Here is an 18,182-nt window from a genome sequence, read left to right as displayed (position 1 = left end):
AAAACCCGGCCCGGCGAAGGAAACTGACAGGTACAGTCCGAAACGATCACGCGATCGGGCCGTCCGGACGGGCGGCCCGATCGGCCTGCCCAGGACCGACACCCGTACCGGAGAAGCCCCCTGATGGACACTCAGCGCTGCCCGTACCGACTCGACCCCGCCGGCGCCGACCTGCACGCCGAGACCGCCGCCCTGCGCGCCGCCGGACCGGCCGCGCCGATCGAACTCCCCGGCGGCGTCCCCGCTTGGTCCGTCACCGACCCCGCCCTGATCAAACGCCTGCTCACCGACCCCCGGATCTCCAAGGACGCCCGCCGGCACTGGAGCGCCGACCTGGCCGGCGAGATCCCCGCCGACTGGCCGCTGCGGATGTGGACCGACGTCCGCAACGCGCTCACCGCCTACGGCGACGAGCACGGCCGACTGCGCCGCCTGATCGGCCCCGCCTTCACCGCCCGCCGCATCCGCGCCCTCACCCCCCGGATCGAGGCCATCGCCGCCGACCTGCTCGACCGCCTCGCCGCCCACCCGCCCGGCCGGGTCGTCGACCTGCGCGCCGAGTTCACCTGGGTCCTGCCGCTGATGGTGGTCAACACCCTGCTCGGGGTGCCCGATTCGATGCACGACGCGTTCCGCTCCACGATCGGCCGGCTCTTCGAGACCGCCACCGGCCCCGAGGAGGCGCTGCGCAACGCCGAGGCCGTCTACGCCCAACTCGCCCTGCTGGTCGAGGCCAAGCGCGCGGAACCCGGCGAGGACGTCACCACCGCGCTGATCCAGGCCCGCGACGAGGAGACCGGCACCGGTCTGGACGAGCGCGAACTCCTCGACAGCCTGCTGCTGCTCATCGGCGCCGGCCACGAGACCACCGTCAACCTGCTCGGCAGCGCCGTCGTCCAGCTCCTCACCCACGCCGGGCAGCTCGACGCGCTCCGCACCGACCCGGCCCGCTGGCCCGACGCCGTCGAGGAGACCCTGCGGCTCCAGCCGCCCGTGGCCAACATCCTCCCGCGCTTCGCCGTCGAGGACGTCCACGACGAGGCCACCGGCCTGACCTTCGCCCGCGGTGACCTGCTGGTGGTCAACTTCCTCGCCACCGGCCGCGACACCGCCCTGCACGGCGAGGACGCCGCCCGCTACGACCACACCCGGGCCACCCGGCGCGACCACCTCTCCTTCGGCCACGGCGTCCACTACTGCCTGGGCGCCGAACTCGCCCGCCTGGAGTCCCGGATCGCGCTCGCCGCCCTCTTCGACCGCTTCCCCCGCCTCACCCTGGCCGTCCCCGCCGACGGACTGCGCCCGCTGGAGTCCTTCATCTCCAACGGCCCCCGCGAACTCCCGGTCCTGCTGCACGGCGGCCCCGGGTCCACCATCCGGGACGGGTGGCGGGGGGAGGCGGTCGCGCAGTAATTTAGTTCACATCAGCTAACTATCATCACGGCTTCCCAGGGGGCGGGCAGGAGATGGCGGACGTGGACACGAAGAAACGGTGGATCGGCGCGGAACACCCGCGCTACAAGTGGGTGGCGCTCTCGAACACCACCCTCGGCATGCTGATCGCCACGATCAACTCCTCGATCGTGCTGATCTCGCTGCCGGCGATCTTCAACGGCATCCACCTCAACCCGCTGGAGCCGGGCAACGTCAGCTACCTGCTCTGGATGCTGATGGGCTACATGCTGGTCACCGCCGTCCTGGTGGTGACGCTCGGCCGGCTGGGCGACATCTGGGGGCGGGTGCGGATCTACAACGCCGGCTTCCTGATCTTCACGGTCACCTCGGTGATCCTCTCGCTCGACCCGATGGGCGGCGGCGGTGGCGCGCTGTGGCTGATCGGCTGGCGGGTGGTGCAGGCGGTCGGCGGCGCGATGCTGATGGCGAACTCCGCGGCCATCATCACCGACGCCTTCCCGGCCCGGCAGCGCGGCATGGCGCTCGGCGTCAACATGGTCGCCGCGATCGCCGGCTCGTTCATCGGCCTGGTCCTCGGCGGCGTCCTCGCCGAGTGGAACTGGCGGTCGATCTTCTGGGTGAACGTCCCGATCGGCATCATCGGCACCGTCTGGGCCTACCGCTCGCTGCACGAGACCGGCGTCCGCCGCCCCGGGAAGATCGACTGGTGGGGCAACGTCAGCTTCGCCGTCGGCCTCACCGCGCTGCTCGCCGCGATCACCTACGGCATCCAGCCGTACGGCGGCCACACCATGGGCTGGACCAACCCCTGGGTGCTGACCGGCCTGATCGGCGGCGCGGCCGTGCTGGTCGCGTTCTGCGCGATCGAGGCGAAGGTCGCCGAGCCGATGTTCCCGCTGCGCCTGTTCCGCGACCCGGTGTTCGCGGGCGGCAACCTGGCGACGCTGCTCGGCTCGATCGCCCGCGGCGGCCTCCAATTCATGCTGATCGTCTGGCTGCAGGGCATCTGGCTGCCGCTGCACGGCTACGAGTACGAGCAGACCCCGCTCTGGGCGGGCATCTACCTGGTGCCGCTGACCATCGGCTTCCTGGCCGCCGGCCCGATCGCCGGCTACCTCTCGGACCGCTTCGGGGCCCGCCTGTTCGCGGCCGGCGGCCTGGTCGTGATGGCCGCCTCGTTCGCCGGGCTGCTGGTCCTCCCCACCGACTTCGGGTACGTGTGGTTTGCTCTGCTGGTGTTCCTCAACGGCCTCGGCGGCGGACTGTTCGCCGCACCCAACACCGCCCTGGTGATGTCCAGCGTGCCGGCCGCCGACCGCGGCGCCGCCTCCGGCATGCGGGCGACCTTCCAGAACGCCGGCATGGTGCTCTCCATCGGCGTGTTCTTCTCGCTGATGGTGGCCGGCCTGGCCGGCTCGCTCCCGCAGACCCTCAGCGACGGGCTCACCGGCCAGGGCGTCTCCCCGGCGGACGCCCACGCGGTGGCCCAACTGCCGCCCGTCGGAACGCTGTTCGCGGCCTTCCTCGGCTACAACCCGATCCACGAACTGCTCGGCCCGCAGGTTCTCTCCGGCCTGCCCGCCGCCAACGCGCAGACCCTCACCGGCCGGGAGTTCTTCCCGCACCTGATCTCCGGCCCGTTCCACGACGGCCTGATGGTGGTCTTCTCGCTCGCCATCGCGATGTCCCTGGTCGCCGCGGCGGCCTCGCTGCTGCGCGGCCGCAAGGCCGTCCCGGCCGCCCCCGCGCCCGAGGACGGCGCCGCCGCCGCGCCGGACGGGGACACCGCGGTGTCCCGGCGAACGGCCTGACGTGAACGAGACGGCGCGGCAGGGGAGTGCGGGCGTGGGGCAGGGCGGCGAGGGCGGGCTCGACCCGGCCGAGGTGGTGCGGCTGCGGCTGGTGATCTCCCGGCTGCACCGGCAACTGGTGCAGGCCTCCGACCGGCAGGAGTTCACCTTCGCCCAGCAGTCCGCGCTGGCCCGGATCGAACAGCACGGCCCGATCCGGCTCGGCGAACTCGCCGCGCTGGAAGGGGTCGCCGCCCCGTCGATGACCCGCACCGTCGCCCCCCTGGTCGAGTCCCGGCTGGTCAGCCGGGTACCCGACCCCAACGACGGCCGCTCCGTCCTGGTCGAACTCTCCCCGGAGGGAACCGAACTGCTGGCCCGCATCCGCCGCCAGCGCTCCGAGGTGCTGGCCCGCCGCACCGCCGAACTCACCGACGGGGAGCGGCGGACGCTGATGGCGGCGCTGCCCGTGCTGGAACACCTGGTGTCGTTCGACCTCTGACCGCTGCCGACCGCCGCCGATCGCTGCCGCCCGCTGCCGATCGCTGCCGCCCGCCCCCGGAGGCCCCGGTGGTCTCCCGAGCGGGCGGGGCGGCGGGCGGCGGCGGGGAGCGGAGGCGGGGAGCGGCCGGAGCGCGACCGTTCCGGGGGCACGGTGGCCGGGGGCGTTCGCGGGTCCGCTCGGACCGCGTCTCGCGTCTCGCGTCTCGCGTCCCGGATCAGGACGCCCGGGCGGCGATCCCGTCCAGCACCAGCTCCAGCCCCGCCGCGAACTCCTCGCCCGGGGCCAGGTGGTCGGCCGCCGCCATCACCTCCGCCATCACCGGGTGCCGTCCCGCCGCCAGCACCCGCATCACGTACGGCCCCATCGCCCGCTGCCACTCGTCGTCCGACTGCCCGTGCGCCCGCTCCGCCCGGCGCTGCGCCACCTCCACCCGCAGTCGGCCCGCCAGGTAGGCGTGGAACGCACCCGACGCCTGCTGCACCTCGGTCGGCCGCCCGGCGAAGCCCGGCGCGCTCCACACCACGGCCAGCGCCGCCTCCCGCGCGGCCAGCGCGTTCGGGCCCAGGTGCGGCCGTCCGCCCAGCAGGTCGATGAACCACTCGTGCCGCAGCGCGGCCGCCCGGTACCGTCCGGCGATCGCCCGCAGCTCCTCCCGCCACTCCCCGGAACGGGTCGACCGGACGGGACGGGCGGGCCGCCCGGTCCGGCCAGGCCGGTCGTCGGCCGGGTCCGGGGCGATCTCCGCGTACACCGCGTCCACCATCAGTTCCAGCAGCTCGGCCTTGGTCTCCACGTACCCGTACAGCCGCATCGGGCCGACCTCCAGCGCCGCCGCGACCCGGCGGATCGACACCCCCTCCAGCCCGTCCGCGTCGGCCAGTTCGAGCGCCGCCGCGACGATCAGCGCCCGGCTCAGCGGCCCCGGCGTCCGCCGCGCCGGCGGCTCCGGGCGCTCCCAGACCAGTCCGGCTCCGGCGGCGTCGTCGTGACGGGAGGGCATGGGGCGGTCTCCGATCGGAAGGAGCGGGGGCGGGGCAGGGAGGGGAGGGGACGGGACGGCGGTGATCACGATACGGCGAACGCTGGTGATACACCGTATCGACACGATACGGTGTATCGGACGGACGAGCGGACACGTGAACGGGGAGAGCTGGACATGGCGGGTACGGCAGGCGGGGTGGACGTGGCGATCGTCGGAGGCGGGCCGGGCGGGCTGACGCTGGCCCGGCTGCTCGCCGTGCGCGGCATCCGGACCACGGTCTACGAACGCGACGCCGGACCGGCGGCCCGCACCCAGGGCGGCACGCTCGACCTGCACGCCGACACCGGCCAACTCGCCCTGCGCGCGGCCGGCCTGACGCGGGCGTTCCGCCGGTACGCCCGCCCGGAGGGCGAGGACATGCGGCTGCTCGACCACACCGGCACCCTGCTGCACCGCGACGACACCCCCGACGGCGCACCCGCGCTCCGCCCCGAGATCGACCGCGCCGACCTGCGCGACCTGCTGCTCGACTCCCTCCCGTCCGGAACGGTCGCCTGGGGCCGCGCCCTGCGCACCGCCACCCCGGTCCAAGAGGGCTCCGGCGGCTGGCAGTTGGAGTTCACCGACGGCAGCCGGGCCGACTGCGACCTGCTGATCGGCGCGGACGGCGCCCGCTCCCGGGTCCGGCCGCTGCTCACCCCGGCCGTGCCGGACCACCTCGGCGTCAACACGGTGGAGGGTGCCGTCCCCGCCATCGACCTGACCCACCCCGAGCTGGCCGCCGTCGTCGGCCGCGGCAGCTACTGGGTGATCGGCCAGGGCCGCTCGCTCGCCGCCCAGCGCTGCGGCGACGGCTCCGTCCGGGTCGGCCTGTCCTTCTACGGCCCCGCCGACGGTGCCGCTGACTGGCTCACCACCTGCGGCATCCCGTTCGACCGCCCCGACGCCGCCCGGGCCGCGCTGCTCCCGCTGTTCGCGGACTGGACGCCCGAGTGCCGCGCCCTGATCGCCGCCTGCACCGGCCCGCTCACCCCCCGCCCGCTGACCGCCCTCCCGGTCGGCCTGCGCTGGCCGCACCGCCCCGGCCTCACCCTGCTCGGCGACGCCGCCCACCTGATGCCCCCCGTCGGCGTCGGCGCCAACGCCGCGATGCGCGACGCGCTGGAACTGGCCACCGCGCTCACCGGCGAGACCGGTGACGCCGGCGACACCGGTGGCGCCGAGGACGCCGACGCCGCGCTGCGCGCCTACGAGGAGGAGATGTTCACCCGGACGGCCCGGGCCGCCGACGGGGCGGCCCGGATCCTGGCGATGATGACCGCTCCGGGGGGAGCGCAGGCCGTCGCCGCGTTCTTCCGCGGGGAGTGAGGTGCGGGGAGCACGGGGGAGCGCGGGCAGTTCGGGCAGTTCGGGGAGTGAAGTGTCAGGCCGCGCGGCGCAGTTCGCAGGGGTGGGGGAGGTAGGGGCCGAGGAAGCCCTCCCGGTCGCCGCCCTTGAAGGCGGTCGCCCGGCCGGTCAGGTCGCCGTCCCGCAGCCGTAGTTCGAGCCCGGTGGCGGGGCTGTTGAACAGGGCGTCGGGGGTGGGGAGTTGGAGCGGGGTGACGAGGCGGACGTCCCAGCGGGCGGAGGCCACGGCCGGGACGGTCACCGGCGGGTGGTCGGCCAGCCGGACCTCGACCCGCCCTTCCGGCAGCACGGCGACCGTCAGCGGGACGGTGGCGCCTGGAGCGCTGACCTGCCCGGACCAGGTGCCCGGGGCCAGGGTGAGGGGCAGGTCCGGTTCGACGCCCGGGGCGCAGTGGCGGGGATCGAACTCGGGGGCCAGCGCGCCCATCAGGTACGCGACCACGGCGTCCCGGGCGGACTTGTCGGTCGAGTTGGCGAGGACGGCCACCGAGAGCCCCCGCCCGGGCAGGTCGATCATCATCGACGCGACACCGCCCATCCCGCCGCCGTGGCTGCTGATCACCGCCCCGTCCGCCGTCCGCTGGACGACCCGCCCCAGCCCGTACCCGAGGCTCCCGGCACCGAGGATCGCGGGCGCGTCGTGCACCGCCGCGGCCGTCCCGGGCGCCGGCAGCCCGAGCGAGCGACGGGCGAACAGCGCGACGTCAGCGGCGGTCGCCCAGCCGGCGGTCGCCGCCGGATGCCCGGTGTGGCAGGTCGGGTAGACCCGCCCGTCCGGGGTGTACCGCACCGCGGCCGGCCCCGGCCCGGGGTGGGCGGCGCCGAAGGCGAAGCCGTCCAGCCCGAGCGGCTCGGCGATCCACTCCCGCAGCAGCGCGCCCACCTCCCGCCCGGTGACGGCCGTCAGCAGCCGGCCCAGCTCGTGGTAGCCGAGGTTGGCGTACTCGAACTCGCCGCCCGGCTCGTGCAGTTGCCTGCGGTAGCGGTCGATGTCGATCGGCCCGTACCCGGGGGCGGGCGCGGCGTCGGGGGAGCCGGGGGTGTAGCGGAAGTCGTAGTAGGCGGGGAAACCGCCGCGGTGCCGGAGCAGTTGACGGGCGGTCGGGGCCGTGCGCTCGAACCGGCCCGGCAGCGGCGCGTCCAGGTCGAGCAGGCCCCGGTCCGCGGCCAGGCAGACCGCGAGCGCCGTGAACGCCTTGGTCGTCGAGGCCAGCCCGTACGCCGTCCCGGGCGTCGCCGCCCGCCCCGCCGCCACGTCCGCCCACCCGTACGCCCGGGCGAGCACCAGCTCCTCGCCCGCCGCGACGGCCACGCTCACCGACGGGCAGCCGGTCTCCGCCAGCACCCGCCCGCACACCTCGTCCAGCGAATCCAGCGACTCCAGCGACTCCAGCCCGTTCAGCATCCTGTGGCCCCTCCCGCCGTGCCGGTCGGCCCGATGGTAGTGCTGCGCCGACGAACGGTCGGCGGCGGGGGCGGGTCGGCCGCCTGCGCGCGGCTCGGGCACCCGACCTGACGGCAGGTCGGGTGCCCGACCGGGCGTCGGACCCGGGTCAGCGGGTGTCGGTCGGTCCGGACGCCGTCGCTGCCCGCGGGCCGCCCGCGTCCGACGCGGCGCGCGCGTCCCCGCTGGTGTCCTGGCCCGTGCCCCCACCCGCCTCCGTGCCGGCGCGGGCGGTGGCACGGGCGAGTTGCAGACCGATGCCGGCCGTGACGAGGGCGAGGGCCGCGGCGACGAGCCAGGCGAGGCGGAAGTCCTGGCGCTGGGCGGGGCCGGTCTCGGCTCCGACGACGGCGACCAGCAGGGCGACGCCGACGGTCGCGGATATCTGCCGCACCGAGTTGACCAGGGCGGACCCGGTGGCCGCCCGGTGGGCGGGCAGCGAGGCGACACCGGCGGCCACCAGCGTGCCCAGGGCCAGCCCCACCCCGATCCCGCTCAGGACCATGCTCGGCAGCAGGTCCCTGCCGTAGTCGGGGGTCAGCGAGGCGAAGGCGGCGCGCCAGAGCATGGCGGCGGCGAAGAGCACGCCGCCGGCGGCGACCAGCGGGCCGTGGCCCAGGCGCTGCGCGGCGCGGGCGGTGAGCAGGGTGACGACGGGCACCAGGGCGGGGCCGGGCACCATGGCCACGCCGGTGCGCAGCGCGCTCCAGTGCCAGACCTCCTGGCACCACAGCACGTTGGACAGCAGCATGACGGCGAAGGCGACGCCGAAGACGAAGGTGCCGGCGCCGGCCGTCCCGAAGCGGGGCAGCCGGAGCAGGTGGAGTTCGAACAGCGGGTGGCTGTGGCGCAGCGAGCGGTGGGCGAACGCGGCCCCGGCGGCCAGCGCGGCGGCGGCGAGCAGCAGGGTCCTCGCGTTCGTCCAGCCCCAGTCGGGGCCCTGGACGAGGGCGCCGGACAGGGCGGCGACGGCGAGGGTGACCAGCAGCGCGCCCAGCAGGTCGGGCAGGCGTCCCTCCTCCCGGCGGGTGGCGGCCGGCAGGGCGCGCAGGCCGGCCAGGGCGGTGGCGACGCCGATGGGGACGTTGATCACGAAGATCCAGCGCCAGTCGACCTGGACCAGCAGTCCCCCGGCCACCGGCCCGGCGGCCGCCGCGAGGCCGCCGATGGCGGCCCAGTTGCGGGTGGCGCGGGTGCGCCGCTCGGCCGGGACGGTGGCCAGCAGCAGGGCCAGCGAGGTGGGCAGTTGGGCGGCGGCGCCGACCGCCTGCAGGACGCGGGCCGCGACCAGCCAGCCGAGGCTCGGCGCGAGGGCGCAGGCCAGCGAGGCGAGGGTGAAGACGGCGACCCCGGCGAGGAACACCGGCCGCTGGCCCAGCCGGTCCCCGAGCCGCCCGGCGACGACCAGGAGCGCCGCGAGGACGATGGCGTAGGCGTTGAGGACCCAGGACAGGGAGCCCAGGGTGACGGCCTGGCCCTGGGCCGTGCTGAACGAGGTGCCCATGGCGGGCAGGGCCACGTTGACGATCCACAGGTCCAGGTTGGTCATGAAGACCGCCAGCAGGACCACCGTCGACGCCACATGGCGCTTTGAAAACCAAACCGACCGAGTCATGGGGCTCAGGTAAGCACGAGTCGGTTTGATATTCAAACCGCAATGGTCGGGCCGCCGCCTAGACTTTGATTGTCAAACCGATCCGAGGGAGGCTGGTCCCATGACCACACCGCACGTCGACCCCTACGGCGTACCCGGCCGCCCCTGCTCGATCGCCGCCTCCCTCCAGGTCGTCGGCGACCGCTGGTCGCTGCTCGCCGTCCGCGAGGTCTCCCTCGGCAACCACCGCTTCCGCCAGATCGCCAAGAACACCGCCGCCCCCACCGACCGCCTCTCCGCCCGGCTGAAGAGCCTGGTCGCCGACGGCATCCTCGAACGCCGCCCGCTGCCCGACGACCCCCGGCACGACGGCTACTACCTCACCGAAGCCGGCCGCGACCTGCTCGGCGTCATCCGCGAACTGCTGCGCTGGGGCGACCGCTGGCTCACCACCGAGCCGCCCATGCGGCTGCGCCACCACGAGCACGACTTCGCCCTGCGCCGGGTCTGCGACCACTGCGGCGAAACCGTCGACCCCGACGACATCCACCCCGAGGTCGCCGCCGCGGGCTGGACCCTCCAGGGGCCCGCCGCCGACTGACCGCCGCGTCCCGGGCCGGAGCCGGGGGGCGGCCCTGGGCCAAGGGGCGGCCCGGGGCCAAGCGGCCCGGGGCCAAGGGACGGGCCGTCAAGGAGCGGGCCGTCAAGGGGTGGTGGCGGTGGCGCGGAGGGCGATCTCCAGTTCGAGGCGGGTGTCGGGGGAGGCGAGGGCGGGCCCGAAGAGCTGGTGGACCCGGTGCAGCCGCTGCCGGGCGGTCTGCGGGTGGATGCCCAGGCGGGCGGCGACCTCGGGGGCGGTGCCCCGGCCGGTCTGGAGCCAGGCCAGCAGGGTGGCGGCGAGCCGGTCGCGCTGCTTGGGGGTGAGCGGGGCGAGCGGGGCCAGCCGGCGTTCGGCGATCAGGCGGACCAGCGCGGGGTCGGTGAGCAGCAGCAGGTCCGCGTAGCGCTCGCGGCAGTCGACCGGGCGCTGCGGCGGCTCCGGCAGGGAGGCCCGGACCAGCCGGGCCCAGCGCAGCGACTGCGCGGCGAGGGCGGGCGGCACCGCCGGGCCGATCACCGCGCCGCGCCCGTGCAGCGCCGCCGCGAGCTGCGGGTCGGCGAGCGGGGCGGCCGGATCGGGCAGCAGCAGGTGCGGCTGCGGGACGTCCAGCCCGGCCAGCACGTACTCGGGCAGCCGGGCCGGCGGCGCGGACGGCTGCCGGTGCACCGGGCCCGGGTCGAGCGAGACGGCGGCGACCTGCGCGGGCAGCGGCCAGTCCGCGAGCCGGGCGGCGGCGGCGAGTTCGGCCGGGTCGGCGCCCGCCAGCAGCAGGTCGTGCAGGCGGTGGCGGGCCCGGCCGAGCGCACCGGCCCGGTCGGTGCGGGCGTCCACGTAGCCCTGGACGCTGGCCGCGGCGACCTCGTCGATGTGCGCGAACACCGCCTCGGCGAGGGTGACCAGCTGCTCCGCGGCCAGCCCGCGGCGTCGGGCCACCCGGGCGTACCGGCGCCAGGCGATCCGGGCCCCGAGCCGGAACGCGGCCTGCAGGGCGTCCAGGCTGCGGCCCTCGGAGAGTTCGCCGCGCCCGAGCGAGCGGTACACCCGCAACTGGCGCGGACCGGGCGCGGGCAGCCCGGCGACCCGGTCGGTGAACTCGGCCAGCGCGGTCTCCACGCCCTGCTGGATTCCGGTGCCGAATTTCCCGGAGAGCGGTCGGGAGAATTCCGGGACGGCGGATCTGATCTCCCGGATGATCTCGGTCGCGAGGGATTGCTGTTCGGCTCTGAGTTCGGTGGAGAAATCGCGTGGCAGCCCCTCCCACGGTCCGCCCAATTCCGCTCCTCGGGGTAGCGATAATCCGTCCGTCCGGCGTCCGTCCGGCGTCCGTCCGGCGTCCGTCCGGCGTCCGTCCGTTGGTGTTCCGGCGGCGTTCCGGCGGAGGCGCGGCCGGTTCCGCCGGGACAGGGGGAGTATGCGGCGGGGTTACCGGCCGGTCAATAGGTTCGGCACAAGCTTGCGTCCCCGTACGGCACCCGGCGCGCGCGGAAACACTGACCCGGATGACAGTTCCGCCGGAGGGGGGACGGAATTCCTGGCACCTTCGGATGGACTTTCCGGGAACGCGTGCGTCGTGTGTTGACGACGCGTCAAGCCGCTCCTAGCTTCATGGCGACCCGGGAAAGCCCGGGGGCGGCCGACCGAATTCCGGCACCGAAACGGACGGCGGCGCGCACCGGAGCCGGCCGGAGCGAACCGCGGTGCGGACGGCGGGGCGGGCGACCGAGCGGACGACCAGGCGGAGGGTGTACGGAATGCGGAGAAAGAGCGTACGGGCGGCCGTGCTCGCGGCACTCGCGGCGACGGCACTGCTGGCCGCCGGAGCCCCGCCCGCGGCGGCGAGCGGCAACCGGCCGGTGGAGACCCACTTCTCGATCGGCTTCGTCAAGGGCTTCCTCTTCCCCGGCGCGAGCCCGGACGGCGCCAACGACTGGTCCTGCCGGCCGTCCGCGGCCCACCCGGACCCGGTGGTGCTGGTGCACGGCACGCTGGAGAACCAGAACGACAACTGGGGCGGCGCGGCCCCGCTGCTGGCCAACCAGGGGTACTGCGTCTACGCCTTCAACTACGGTGGCCCGTCGGCCGGTTCACCGGTCCAGGGCACCGGCTCGATCGCCGACGGGGCCCGGACGATGGCCGCCTTCGTGGACCGGGTGCTGGCCGCGACCGGCGCCGCCAAGGTCGACGTGGTCGGCCACTCGCAGGGCGGGATGCTCCCGCGCTACTACCTGAAGAACCTCGGCGGCGCGGCGAAGGTCGGCAAGCTGGTCGCCCTGGCCCCCAGCAACTACGGCACCACCCTGGACGGCCTCACCGAACTCGGCCGCCAGCTGCGCATCCTGGAGCCCGCCAACGACTTCCTGTCCGGCCCCTGCCCGGCCTGCGTGGAGCAGGAGATCGGCTCGCCGTTCCTCACCGCGCTGAACGCCGGCGGCGGGACCGTCCCCGGCGTCGAGTACACGGTGATCGCCACCAGGTACGACGAGGTGGTCACCCCGTACACCAACTCCTTCCTGCCGCCCGGCCCGCACGTCACCAACATCCTGGTCCAGGACCAGTGCGCGCTGGACGCCACCGAGCACCTGGAGATCGGCTACGACCCGGTCGCGCTGACGGACGTGCTGAACGCGCTGGACCCGGCGCACCCGCGGCCGGTGCCGTGCCAGGTGGTGCTGCCGGTGACGGGGCCGCTGCTCTAGGCCGGACCGCTGCCCCGCAGCCGCAGCCGCAGCGGTAAGCGGTAAACGGCGGCGACAGCGGTAGGCGGTGGCGGTGACGGTGGGGCCCGGCGGCTCGGAAGCCGGGCCCCACCGCGCGCCCGGCGGGCGGTGGTGAACGCCGCCGCCGTCGTGCGCCCTCCCGAGCCCCCGGCACCCCCGCCCGCCGGGGGCGTTCGCGCGTCCGGCCCCGCGGGCGGGCAGCGGCGCAGGCCGGAGCCGGTCCGGACCCGGGCGCGCGGCCTGACGCAGTGTCAGCTCGGCCAACCCTCCGCGGGCCAAGGTTCACCTAATCGGGTGCACGATGGGCCGCACGGGCGATCCGCGGGCCGGAACGATCTAGTGTTCCGGAGGCGGCGGTGAGCGCGCTGGACAGCGCGGTTCCGAACCCCGCCGACACTTTCCGCTTTCTCTGCCCATACCCCGCCCATGCCCCAGCACACTCACGGATCTGACGGACCGTCAGTTTCCGTGCGAGACGAAGGAGAGCCCGGCCCGATGTCCGTGGACAGCAGCCCGGAGACTCAGCAGGCGCAGCGCCAGCAGACCAGCCTCACCACCGCCGCGGCCCGCAACCTGGCCACCACGACCAAGTCCGCGCCCCAGATGCAGGAGATCACCTCCCGCTGGCTGCTGCGGATGCTCCCGTGGACGCAGACCTCCGGTGGCACCTACCGGGTCAACCGCCGACTGACCTACACGGTCGGCGACGGCCGGGTCGAATTCATCCAGACCGGCGGCGACGTCCGGGTCATCCCCCGGGAGCTCGGCGAACTCGCCCTGCTGCGCGGCTACGAGGACGACGAGGTGCTCACCGCCCTGGCCGACCGCTGCCAGCAGCGCGACTTCCGGGCCGGCGAGGTGCTGGTCGAGCGCGGCGCCGCGTCCGACAAGATCCACCTGGTCGCGCACGGCAAGATCAACCAGGTCTCCACCGGCAAGTACGGCGACGACGCCGTGGTCGGCGTCCTCGGCGACGGCGACCGGTTCGGCGAGAACGCCCTGCTCGACGCCGACGCCACCTGGGACTACACCGCCACCGCCAAGACCGCCGGCACCCTGCTGACCCTCAGCCGGGCCGACTTCGAGGCCGTCCTCGCCCAGTCCGACACCCTCCAGGCCCACATCCGGGACTTCGCCAGCCTCCCGCTCCAGCGGCAGAACGAGCTGGGCGAGGCCGAGATCGCGATGTCGGCCGGGCACGAGGGCGAGCACCTGCTGCCCACCGCGTTCGTCGACTACGAGCTCAAGCCGCGCGAGTACGAGCTCTCCATCGCGCAGACCGTGCTCCGCGTCCACTCCCGGGTCGCGGACCTGTACAACCAGCCGATGAACCAGATCGAGCAGCAGCTCAAGCTCACCGTGGAGGCGCTGCGCGAGCGCCAGGAGCACGAGCTGATCAACAACCGCGAGTTCGGCCTGCTCTCCAACTGCGCCTTCAACCAGCGCATCCAGACCCACTCCGGCCCGGCCACCCCCGACGACCTCGACGAGCTGCTCAGCCGCCGCCGCGACTCCGAGTTCTTCCTCGCCCACCCCAAGGCCATCGCCGCCCTCGGCCGCGAGTTCAACGCCCGCGGCCTGTACCCCGACACCGTCGACCTCCAGGGCCACAAGGTCCCGGCCTGGCGCGGCGTCCCGATCCTGCCCTGCAACAAGATCCCGATCACCCCGGAGAACACCAGCTCCATCCTGGTGCTGCGCACCGGCGAGGACAACCAGGGCGTCATCGGCCTGCACCAGACCGGCATCCCGGACGAGTACCAGCCCAGCCTGTCGGTCCGCTTCATGGGCATCGACGAGAAGGCCGTGATCAACTACCTGGTCACCGCGTACTACTCGGCGGCCATCCTGGTCCCGGACGCGCTCGGCGTGCTGGAGAACGTGGAGATCGCGCACCGCTGAGCGGCCGCCCGACCACGGCTGCCGCCGGCCGTAACCAAACGGCGGCGCACCACGTTGAGGGTGCGTCGGATTGATCATGCCGATCCGTTTCTGCACAAGCAGCGCACGCTGCCGCCGCAGCCGGAACGGTCCGGTCCTCCGACGCGCCCTCGACTGCGCTCCGGCCGGACCGGCCGTTCCGCGACGGGGCGCGACGCACCGGAACCCCGCAGTTCAGACGCCCATCGCGCACAGCCACTCGGAAGGTTGGACCACGCCCATGCAGCGCAACGACCGGCCGCCCGCGGACGGCGGAACGGAGGCGGCGGCCTTACGCACCCGGGCGGCTACCGGCGCTCGGGCCGGGGCCGACGCCCGGGCGGGCACCGGCAACCCGCGGGCGCACCGGCAGCGGCACCCCCGCCCGCAGATGCGGCGCGGCGCGCGCACCGCCGCGGCCCTGGCGGGCGTCGCCGTGGTCTGCGCGGTGCTCACCGGCGCCACCCAGGCCGCGTCCGCCGCCCGCGGCCCCGGCGGGCACGGGGACGGTCGGCTCGACATCTGCATCAAGGTGCACACCTCGGTCGACGCCGCCGGTGTGCACGTCGAGGTGAACGTCGGTGCCGGGGTCGACGTCCCGCTCCACCCGCAGGGCGGGAACGGCCAGGGCCACGGCGGGGGAGGCGACCACTGGGAGGACGGGCACGGGCACCACTGCCACCCCAAGCCCACGCCCACCCCGACGCCGAAACCCACCCCGACACCTACGCCGACGCCGACGCCCAGCCCGAAGCCCACGCCCACGCCGACGCCGACCCCCACGCCGAAGCCGAAGCCCACCCCCGCGCCCACCCCGAAGCCGGTGCCGACGCCCACGCCGACCCCGCCCCGGGCGGTGGTCCCCGTGAAGCCCGCGCCCGTCCCGGTCCGGCCCACCCCCGAGGTGCCACCGCCGCCCGCGCCGCCGCCGAGCCCCGCGCCGACACCGCCCGCCCCGAGCCCGGCACCCGCCCGGCCCGCGCCGGTCGTGCACCTGCCGCCGCCACTGGCCGCCGAGGCGCCCAAGCGCCGCGGCACCCCGACCACCACCCGGATGCTGGTGGTCACCGTCCCCGCCGTGCTCGCGGCGGCCGCGCTGCGCCCGCGCGGGAAGTCCGGCGGCGCCGGACGCCGCGGCCGTTCCTGACGCACCGCCAGGGCGGCGGGCGGACAGCTCCCGTCGATCCCCGTCGGCCCGCGCCGACCACCGTCGGCCCGCGCCGACCACCGTCGGCCCGCGCCGACCCCGTTCACCCTCCGGACCGGACCTGCCGGGCCGGACGGTCCAACTGTTCAGGAGAGGACCCGTCATGTCCGAATGGCTGGCACTCGCCCTCGCGATGGCCGGGGCGTGCCTGGTCGTCGTCGCGGTCGTGCTGGTGAGACACCGCAAGGCCGACCAGGACGAGGACACCTCGGAGACGCCGGACGTCATCGAGTACATCACCATGATGATCGGCGTGGTCTACGCGATCGTGCTGGGCCTGGCGATCGCCGGCGTCTGGGAGTCCCGTTCCGCCGCGCAGGACGACGTGCAGACCGAGGCCCAGTCGCTGCACGAGGTCAGCGCCCGGGCCGAGGTGTTCCCCGCCGACTACCGCGCCGTGGTCCGGAAGGACGTCGACGCCTACGTCTCGTTCGTGGTGGACACCGAGTGGCACTACATGCGCACCCACGGGGAGATCAGCCCCCAGGGCACCGAGCTGCTGGGCAAGCTGCGCACCGACGTCGCCGAGCGGGAGCCGCAGAACGACATCGAGGCGCAGGCGTACCAGGCGATGATGGACAAGATCGCGGTCGCCGACGAGGCCCGCACCTCGCGGGGCGGCAACGTCGGCCCGACCATGCCGGGGGTGGTCTGGTTCGGCCTCGGCGTCGGCGGGCTGGTCACCGTCGGGATGCTGTTCGCGCTCCAGATCCGCCGCTCGCGGCGCGAGTTGGTCCTGGCCGGCACGTTCAGCGCGCTGATCGGGTTCCTGCTGTTCCTGATCTGGGACTTCGACGACCCGTTCGGACGCGGGGTGTCCGTGACCACGGACCCCTTCGTCAACCTGTTCCCGTTCCTGGGCAACTGACCGGTCGGTGTCCGGTTCGGTGCGTCAACCGTCCGTCCGGTGAACGGAACCGACCGGAGCCCGGGAACACCGGGTGGCGCGCGCCGTACCGGAGCGGCACGCGCACTACGCTGGAGACGACCGCCCGCGACGCCGACGGGGGCCTGGTGCGGGCGATCGACGGGGAGAGCCCGAGGGGGAAGCACGACATGGGGAAGCACAGCGCGACGAGCACGCCGACGGCGGCGGACGGGCGTGGCGGGGCCGTTCCGGACGGGTGCGGCGGTGCGGCGGCGGGGAAGTACGCCAGGGTCGAGCGGGAGCGCCGCTTCCTGCTCGCCCGGGTGCCCGCCCCCGGCGCCGTCACCGTCGCCCGCCGGATCACCGACCGGTACGTCGAGGGCACCCGGCTGCGGCTGCGCCGGGTCGAACGGCTCGACACCGGCGAGTGCACGTACAGGCTCACCCAGAAGGTCCCCGTCCCCCCGGGCGAACCCGGCGCGGTCCAGGGCCTGATCACCAACCTGTACCTCTCCGAGCAGGAGTACGCCCGACTGCGGGCGGCCCTGCCCGGCCCCGAGCTGACCAAGACCCGGCTGAGCGTCCCCCCGCTCGGGGTCGACGTCTTCGAGGGACCGCTGCTCGGACTGGTGCTGGCCGAGGCGGAGTTCGACACCGCCGAGGATGCAGAAACGTTCGTCCCGCCGCCCGGCTGCGTCGCCGAACTCACCGACGACCGCCACTTCACCGGCGGCCGGCTGGTCCGCACCGACCGCGAGGAACTCCGCGACGGCCTCGCCGGATACGGCGTGGCCCTCCCCTGAGGCCCGGGGAGGGGCGGCGCCCCGGCGGCCGGGGCGCCGCAGTGCGGGCTACCTCAGGTGGCGGGCGAAGAAGCGGGCCCCGGCGTCGAGTTCGAACGCGGGGACGCCGGTGTGGCCGCCCAGGTTGGCGTGCAGGGTCTTCTCCCGGGAGCCGAAGGCGTCGAACAGGTCGAGCGCGGCCTGCCGGTCGTTGCCCTCGTCGTCCCACTGGAGCAGCACCTGGAGCGGGACGGTGACCCGGCGGGCCTCCTCGAACACGGCGGCGGGGACGAAACTCCCGGCGAACAGGACGGCCGCCGCGATCCGCGGGTCGGCCAGGGCGAGCCGGATGCCGACGGAGATCACCCCGCCCTCGTACCCGACCGGCCCGTCGATGCCGGGCAGGGCGAGCAGGGCGTCCAGCGCGGCCCGCCACTCCGGGACGGCCCGCTCGACCAGCGGGAGGACCAGCGCGTCGACGATCTCGCCGCTGACGGGCTCGCCGGCCTCCAGCACCCGGCGCAGCTCGGCGCGGGCCTGCTCGACGGCCTCCCAGCGGGGCCGCTCGCCGCTGCCGGGGAGTTCGAGGGTGGCGGAGGCGAAGCCGTGCCGCGCCGCGTAGTACCGGGCCCGGCCCGCCAGGCGCGGGTGCATCCGGCGCAGCCCGAGCGGCGGGTGGCCGATCAGGATCAGCGGGGTGGTGCCGTCGGCGGACGGCGCGGACCCGGGGGTCCACAGCAGGCCGGGGACGTCGCCGAGGGTGAAGGCGCGCTCCAGGACGCCGTCCTCGAGACGCCGTTCGGAGGTGAAGCGGAGGGTGCTCATGGCGGTGGTGCCTTTCGGGAGTGCTCAGGTAACGGCGCTCCCGGACGACCTACTGACGCCCGACCGTGGCCCCGGAGGGGAGCACCCATGTCGATACTGCGTTCACGGGTACCACCTCCTCGGT

At 74.8% G+C, this 18,182-nt stretch carries 15 protein-coding genes; 10 read left to right on the top strand and 5 right to left on the bottom strand.

From position 1 onward, the window contains the following. Positions 1-123: 123 nt before the first annotated feature. The 3 genes from ACIQVD_RS19120 to ACIQVD_RS19110 are packed head-to-tail and all read left to right on the top strand — an operon-like array spanning position 124 to position 3,708. Positions 124-1,413 carry a cytochrome P450 gene (locus ACIQVD_RS19120; RefSeq protein WP_402290519.1) on the top strand — a complete coding sequence of 430 codons (1,290 nt, stop codon included), beginning with the start codon at positions 124-126 and terminating at the stop codon, positions 1,411-1,413. A gap of 53 nt (positions 1,414-1,466) precedes the next feature. Continuing rightward, complete coding sequence (locus tag ACIQVD_RS19115) at positions 1,467-3,227, top strand: MFS transporter (protein ID WP_402290517.1); 1,761 nt, start codon at positions 1,467-1,469, stop codon at positions 3,225-3,227. A gap of 1 nt (position 3,228) precedes the next feature. Further along, positions 3,229-3,708 (top strand): MarR family winged helix-turn-helix transcriptional regulator, encoded by a 480-nt coding sequence (locus ACIQVD_RS19110; RefSeq protein WP_400681052.1) that lies wholly within the window; start codon positions 3,229-3,231, stop codon positions 3,706-3,708. Positions 3,709-3,925: 217 nt separating this feature from the next. Here the strand turns inward: ACIQVD_RS19110 and ACIQVD_RS19105 are convergent, their stop codons facing one another. Further along, the gene (locus tag ACIQVD_RS19105) at positions 3,926-4,711 is read right to left on the bottom strand and encodes a TetR/AcrR family transcriptional regulator (RefSeq protein WP_402290514.1); all 786 of its coding nucleotides are present in this window, start codon (positions 4,709-4,711) and stop codon (positions 3,926-3,928) included. 156 nt (positions 4,712-4,867) lie between these two features. Here ACIQVD_RS19105 and ACIQVD_RS19100 point away from each other — a divergent pair, with 156 nt between their 5' ends. Further along, positions 4,868-6,061, top strand: coding sequence for an FAD-dependent oxidoreductase (locus ACIQVD_RS19100; protein WP_402290512.1), 1,194 nt, complete (start codon positions 4,868-4,870; stop codon positions 6,059-6,061). Positions 6,062-6,116: 55 nt separating this feature from the next. Here ACIQVD_RS19100 and ACIQVD_RS19095 read toward each other — a convergent pair whose 3' ends face one another. Then, positions 6,117-7,505, bottom strand: coding sequence for a serine hydrolase domain-containing protein (locus ACIQVD_RS19095; RefSeq protein ID WP_402290509.1), 1,389 nt, complete (start codon positions 7,503-7,505; stop codon positions 6,117-6,119). A gap of 148 nt (positions 7,506-7,653) precedes the next feature. After that, positions 7,654-9,126: an MFS transporter gene (locus ACIQVD_RS19090; protein ID WP_402290506.1), complete on the bottom strand. Its 1,473-nt coding sequence runs from the start codon at positions 9,124-9,126 to the stop codon at positions 7,654-7,656. Between the two features lie 133 nt (positions 9,127-9,259). Between ACIQVD_RS19090 and ACIQVD_RS19085 the strand changes: the two genes are divergently transcribed. Beyond that, on the top strand, positions 9,260-9,739 hold the full coding sequence (locus tag ACIQVD_RS19085) for a winged helix-turn-helix transcriptional regulator (RefSeq protein WP_402290505.1): 480 nt from the start codon (positions 9,260-9,262) through the stop codon (positions 9,737-9,739). Positions 9,740-9,841: 102 nt separating this feature from the next. Here ACIQVD_RS19085 and ACIQVD_RS19080 read toward each other — a convergent pair whose 3' ends face one another. Next, the gene (locus ACIQVD_RS19080; protein ID WP_402290503.1) at positions 9,842-10,852 is read right to left on the bottom strand and encodes a helix-turn-helix domain-containing protein; all 1,011 of its coding nucleotides are present in this window, start codon (positions 10,850-10,852) and stop codon (positions 9,842-9,844) included. 638 nt (positions 10,853-11,490) lie between these two features. On the opposite strand from ACIQVD_RS19080, the gene ACIQVD_RS19075 reads away from it, so the two are divergent. The 5 genes from ACIQVD_RS19075 (at position 11,491) to ACIQVD_RS19055 (ending at position 17,254) form a co-directional block, all read left to right on the top strand. After that, a complete protein-coding gene (locus ACIQVD_RS19075; RefSeq protein ID WP_402290501.1) occupies positions 11,491-12,435 on the top strand; it encodes an esterase/lipase family protein in 945 nt (314 codons plus the stop codon). A 516-nt stretch (positions 12,436-12,951) separates the two neighbouring features. Continuing rightward, positions 12,952-14,358 (top strand): family 2B encapsulin nanocompartment shell protein, encoded by a 1,407-nt coding sequence (locus tag ACIQVD_RS19070; protein WP_400681069.1) that lies wholly within the window; start codon positions 12,952-12,954, stop codon positions 14,356-14,358. Between the two features lie 259 nt (positions 14,359-14,617). After that, complete coding sequence (locus tag ACIQVD_RS19065) at positions 14,618-15,523, top strand: hypothetical protein (protein WP_402290498.1); 906 nt, start codon at positions 14,618-14,620, stop codon at positions 15,521-15,523. A gap of 163 nt (positions 15,524-15,686) precedes the next feature. After that, entirely contained in the window at positions 15,687-16,451 is a 765-nt protein-coding gene (locus ACIQVD_RS19060) for a hypothetical protein (RefSeq protein WP_402290496.1), read from the top strand. A 188-nt stretch (positions 16,452-16,639) separates the two neighbouring features. Then, positions 16,640-17,254 (top strand): hypothetical protein, encoded by a 615-nt coding sequence (locus ACIQVD_RS19055; RefSeq protein WP_400681076.1) that lies wholly within the window; start codon positions 16,640-16,642, stop codon positions 17,252-17,254. Between the two features lie 48 nt (positions 17,255-17,302). Here ACIQVD_RS19055 and ACIQVD_RS19050 read toward each other — a convergent pair whose 3' ends face one another. Then, complete coding sequence (locus ACIQVD_RS19050; RefSeq protein WP_400681079.1) at positions 17,303-18,058, bottom strand: alpha/beta hydrolase; 756 nt, start codon at positions 18,056-18,058, stop codon at positions 17,303-17,305. Positions 18,059-18,182 lie beyond the last annotated feature (124 nt).

It is taken from the genome of Kitasatospora sp. NPDC090308, assembly GCF_044769485.1.
Classification (GTDB): domain Bacteria; phylum Actinomycetota; class Actinomycetes; order Streptomycetales; family Streptomycetaceae; genus Kitasatospora; species Kitasatospora fiedleri.
The sequence above is the reverse complement of the archived record's forward strand: the minus strand, read 5'-3'. Positions and strand labels throughout refer to the sequence as shown.

Bases quoted from the DNA above. Each gene is read 5' to 3' on its own strand.
- ACIQVD_RS19060 (WP_402290496.1), top strand. From the start codon at position 15,687: ATGTCCGAATGGCTGGCACTCGCCCTCGCGATGGCCGGGGCGTGCCTG.
- ACIQVD_RS19105 (WP_402290514.1), bottom strand. From the start codon at position 4,711: ATGCCCTCCCGTCACGACGACGCCGCCGGAGCCGGACTGGTCTGGGAG.
- ACIQVD_RS19055 (WP_400681076.1), top strand. From the start codon at position 16,640: ATGGGGAAGCACAGCGCGACGAGCACGCCGACGGCGGCGGACGGGCGT.
- ACIQVD_RS19095 (WP_402290509.1), bottom strand. From the start codon at position 7,505: ATGCTGAACGGGCTGGAGTCGCTGGAGTCGCTGGATTCGCTGGACGAG.
- ACIQVD_RS19050 (WP_400681079.1), bottom strand. From the start codon at position 18,058: ATGAGCACCCTCCGCTTCACCTCCGAACGGCGTCTCGAGGACGGCGTC.
- ACIQVD_RS19120 (WP_402290519.1), top strand. From the start codon at position 124: ATGGACACTCAGCGCTGCCCGTACCGACTCGACCCCGCCGGCGCCGAC.
- ACIQVD_RS19115 (WP_402290517.1), top strand. From the start codon at position 1,467: ATGGCGGACGTGGACACGAAGAAACGGTGGATCGGCGCGGAACACCCG.
- ACIQVD_RS19085 (WP_402290505.1), top strand. From the start codon at position 9,260: ATGACCACACCGCACGTCGACCCCTACGGCGTACCCGGCCGCCCCTGC.
- ACIQVD_RS19100 (WP_402290512.1), top strand. From the start codon at position 4,868: ATGGCGGGTACGGCAGGCGGGGTGGACGTGGCGATCGTCGGAGGCGGG.
- ACIQVD_RS19065 (WP_402290498.1), top strand. From the start codon at position 14,618: ATGCAGCGCAACGACCGGCCGCCCGCGGACGGCGGAACGGAGGCGGCG.
- ACIQVD_RS19075 (WP_402290501.1), top strand. From the start codon at position 11,491: ATGCGGAGAAAGAGCGTACGGGCGGCCGTGCTCGCGGCACTCGCGGCG.
- ACIQVD_RS19070 (WP_400681069.1), top strand. From the start codon at position 12,952: ATGTCCGTGGACAGCAGCCCGGAGACTCAGCAGGCGCAGCGCCAGCAG.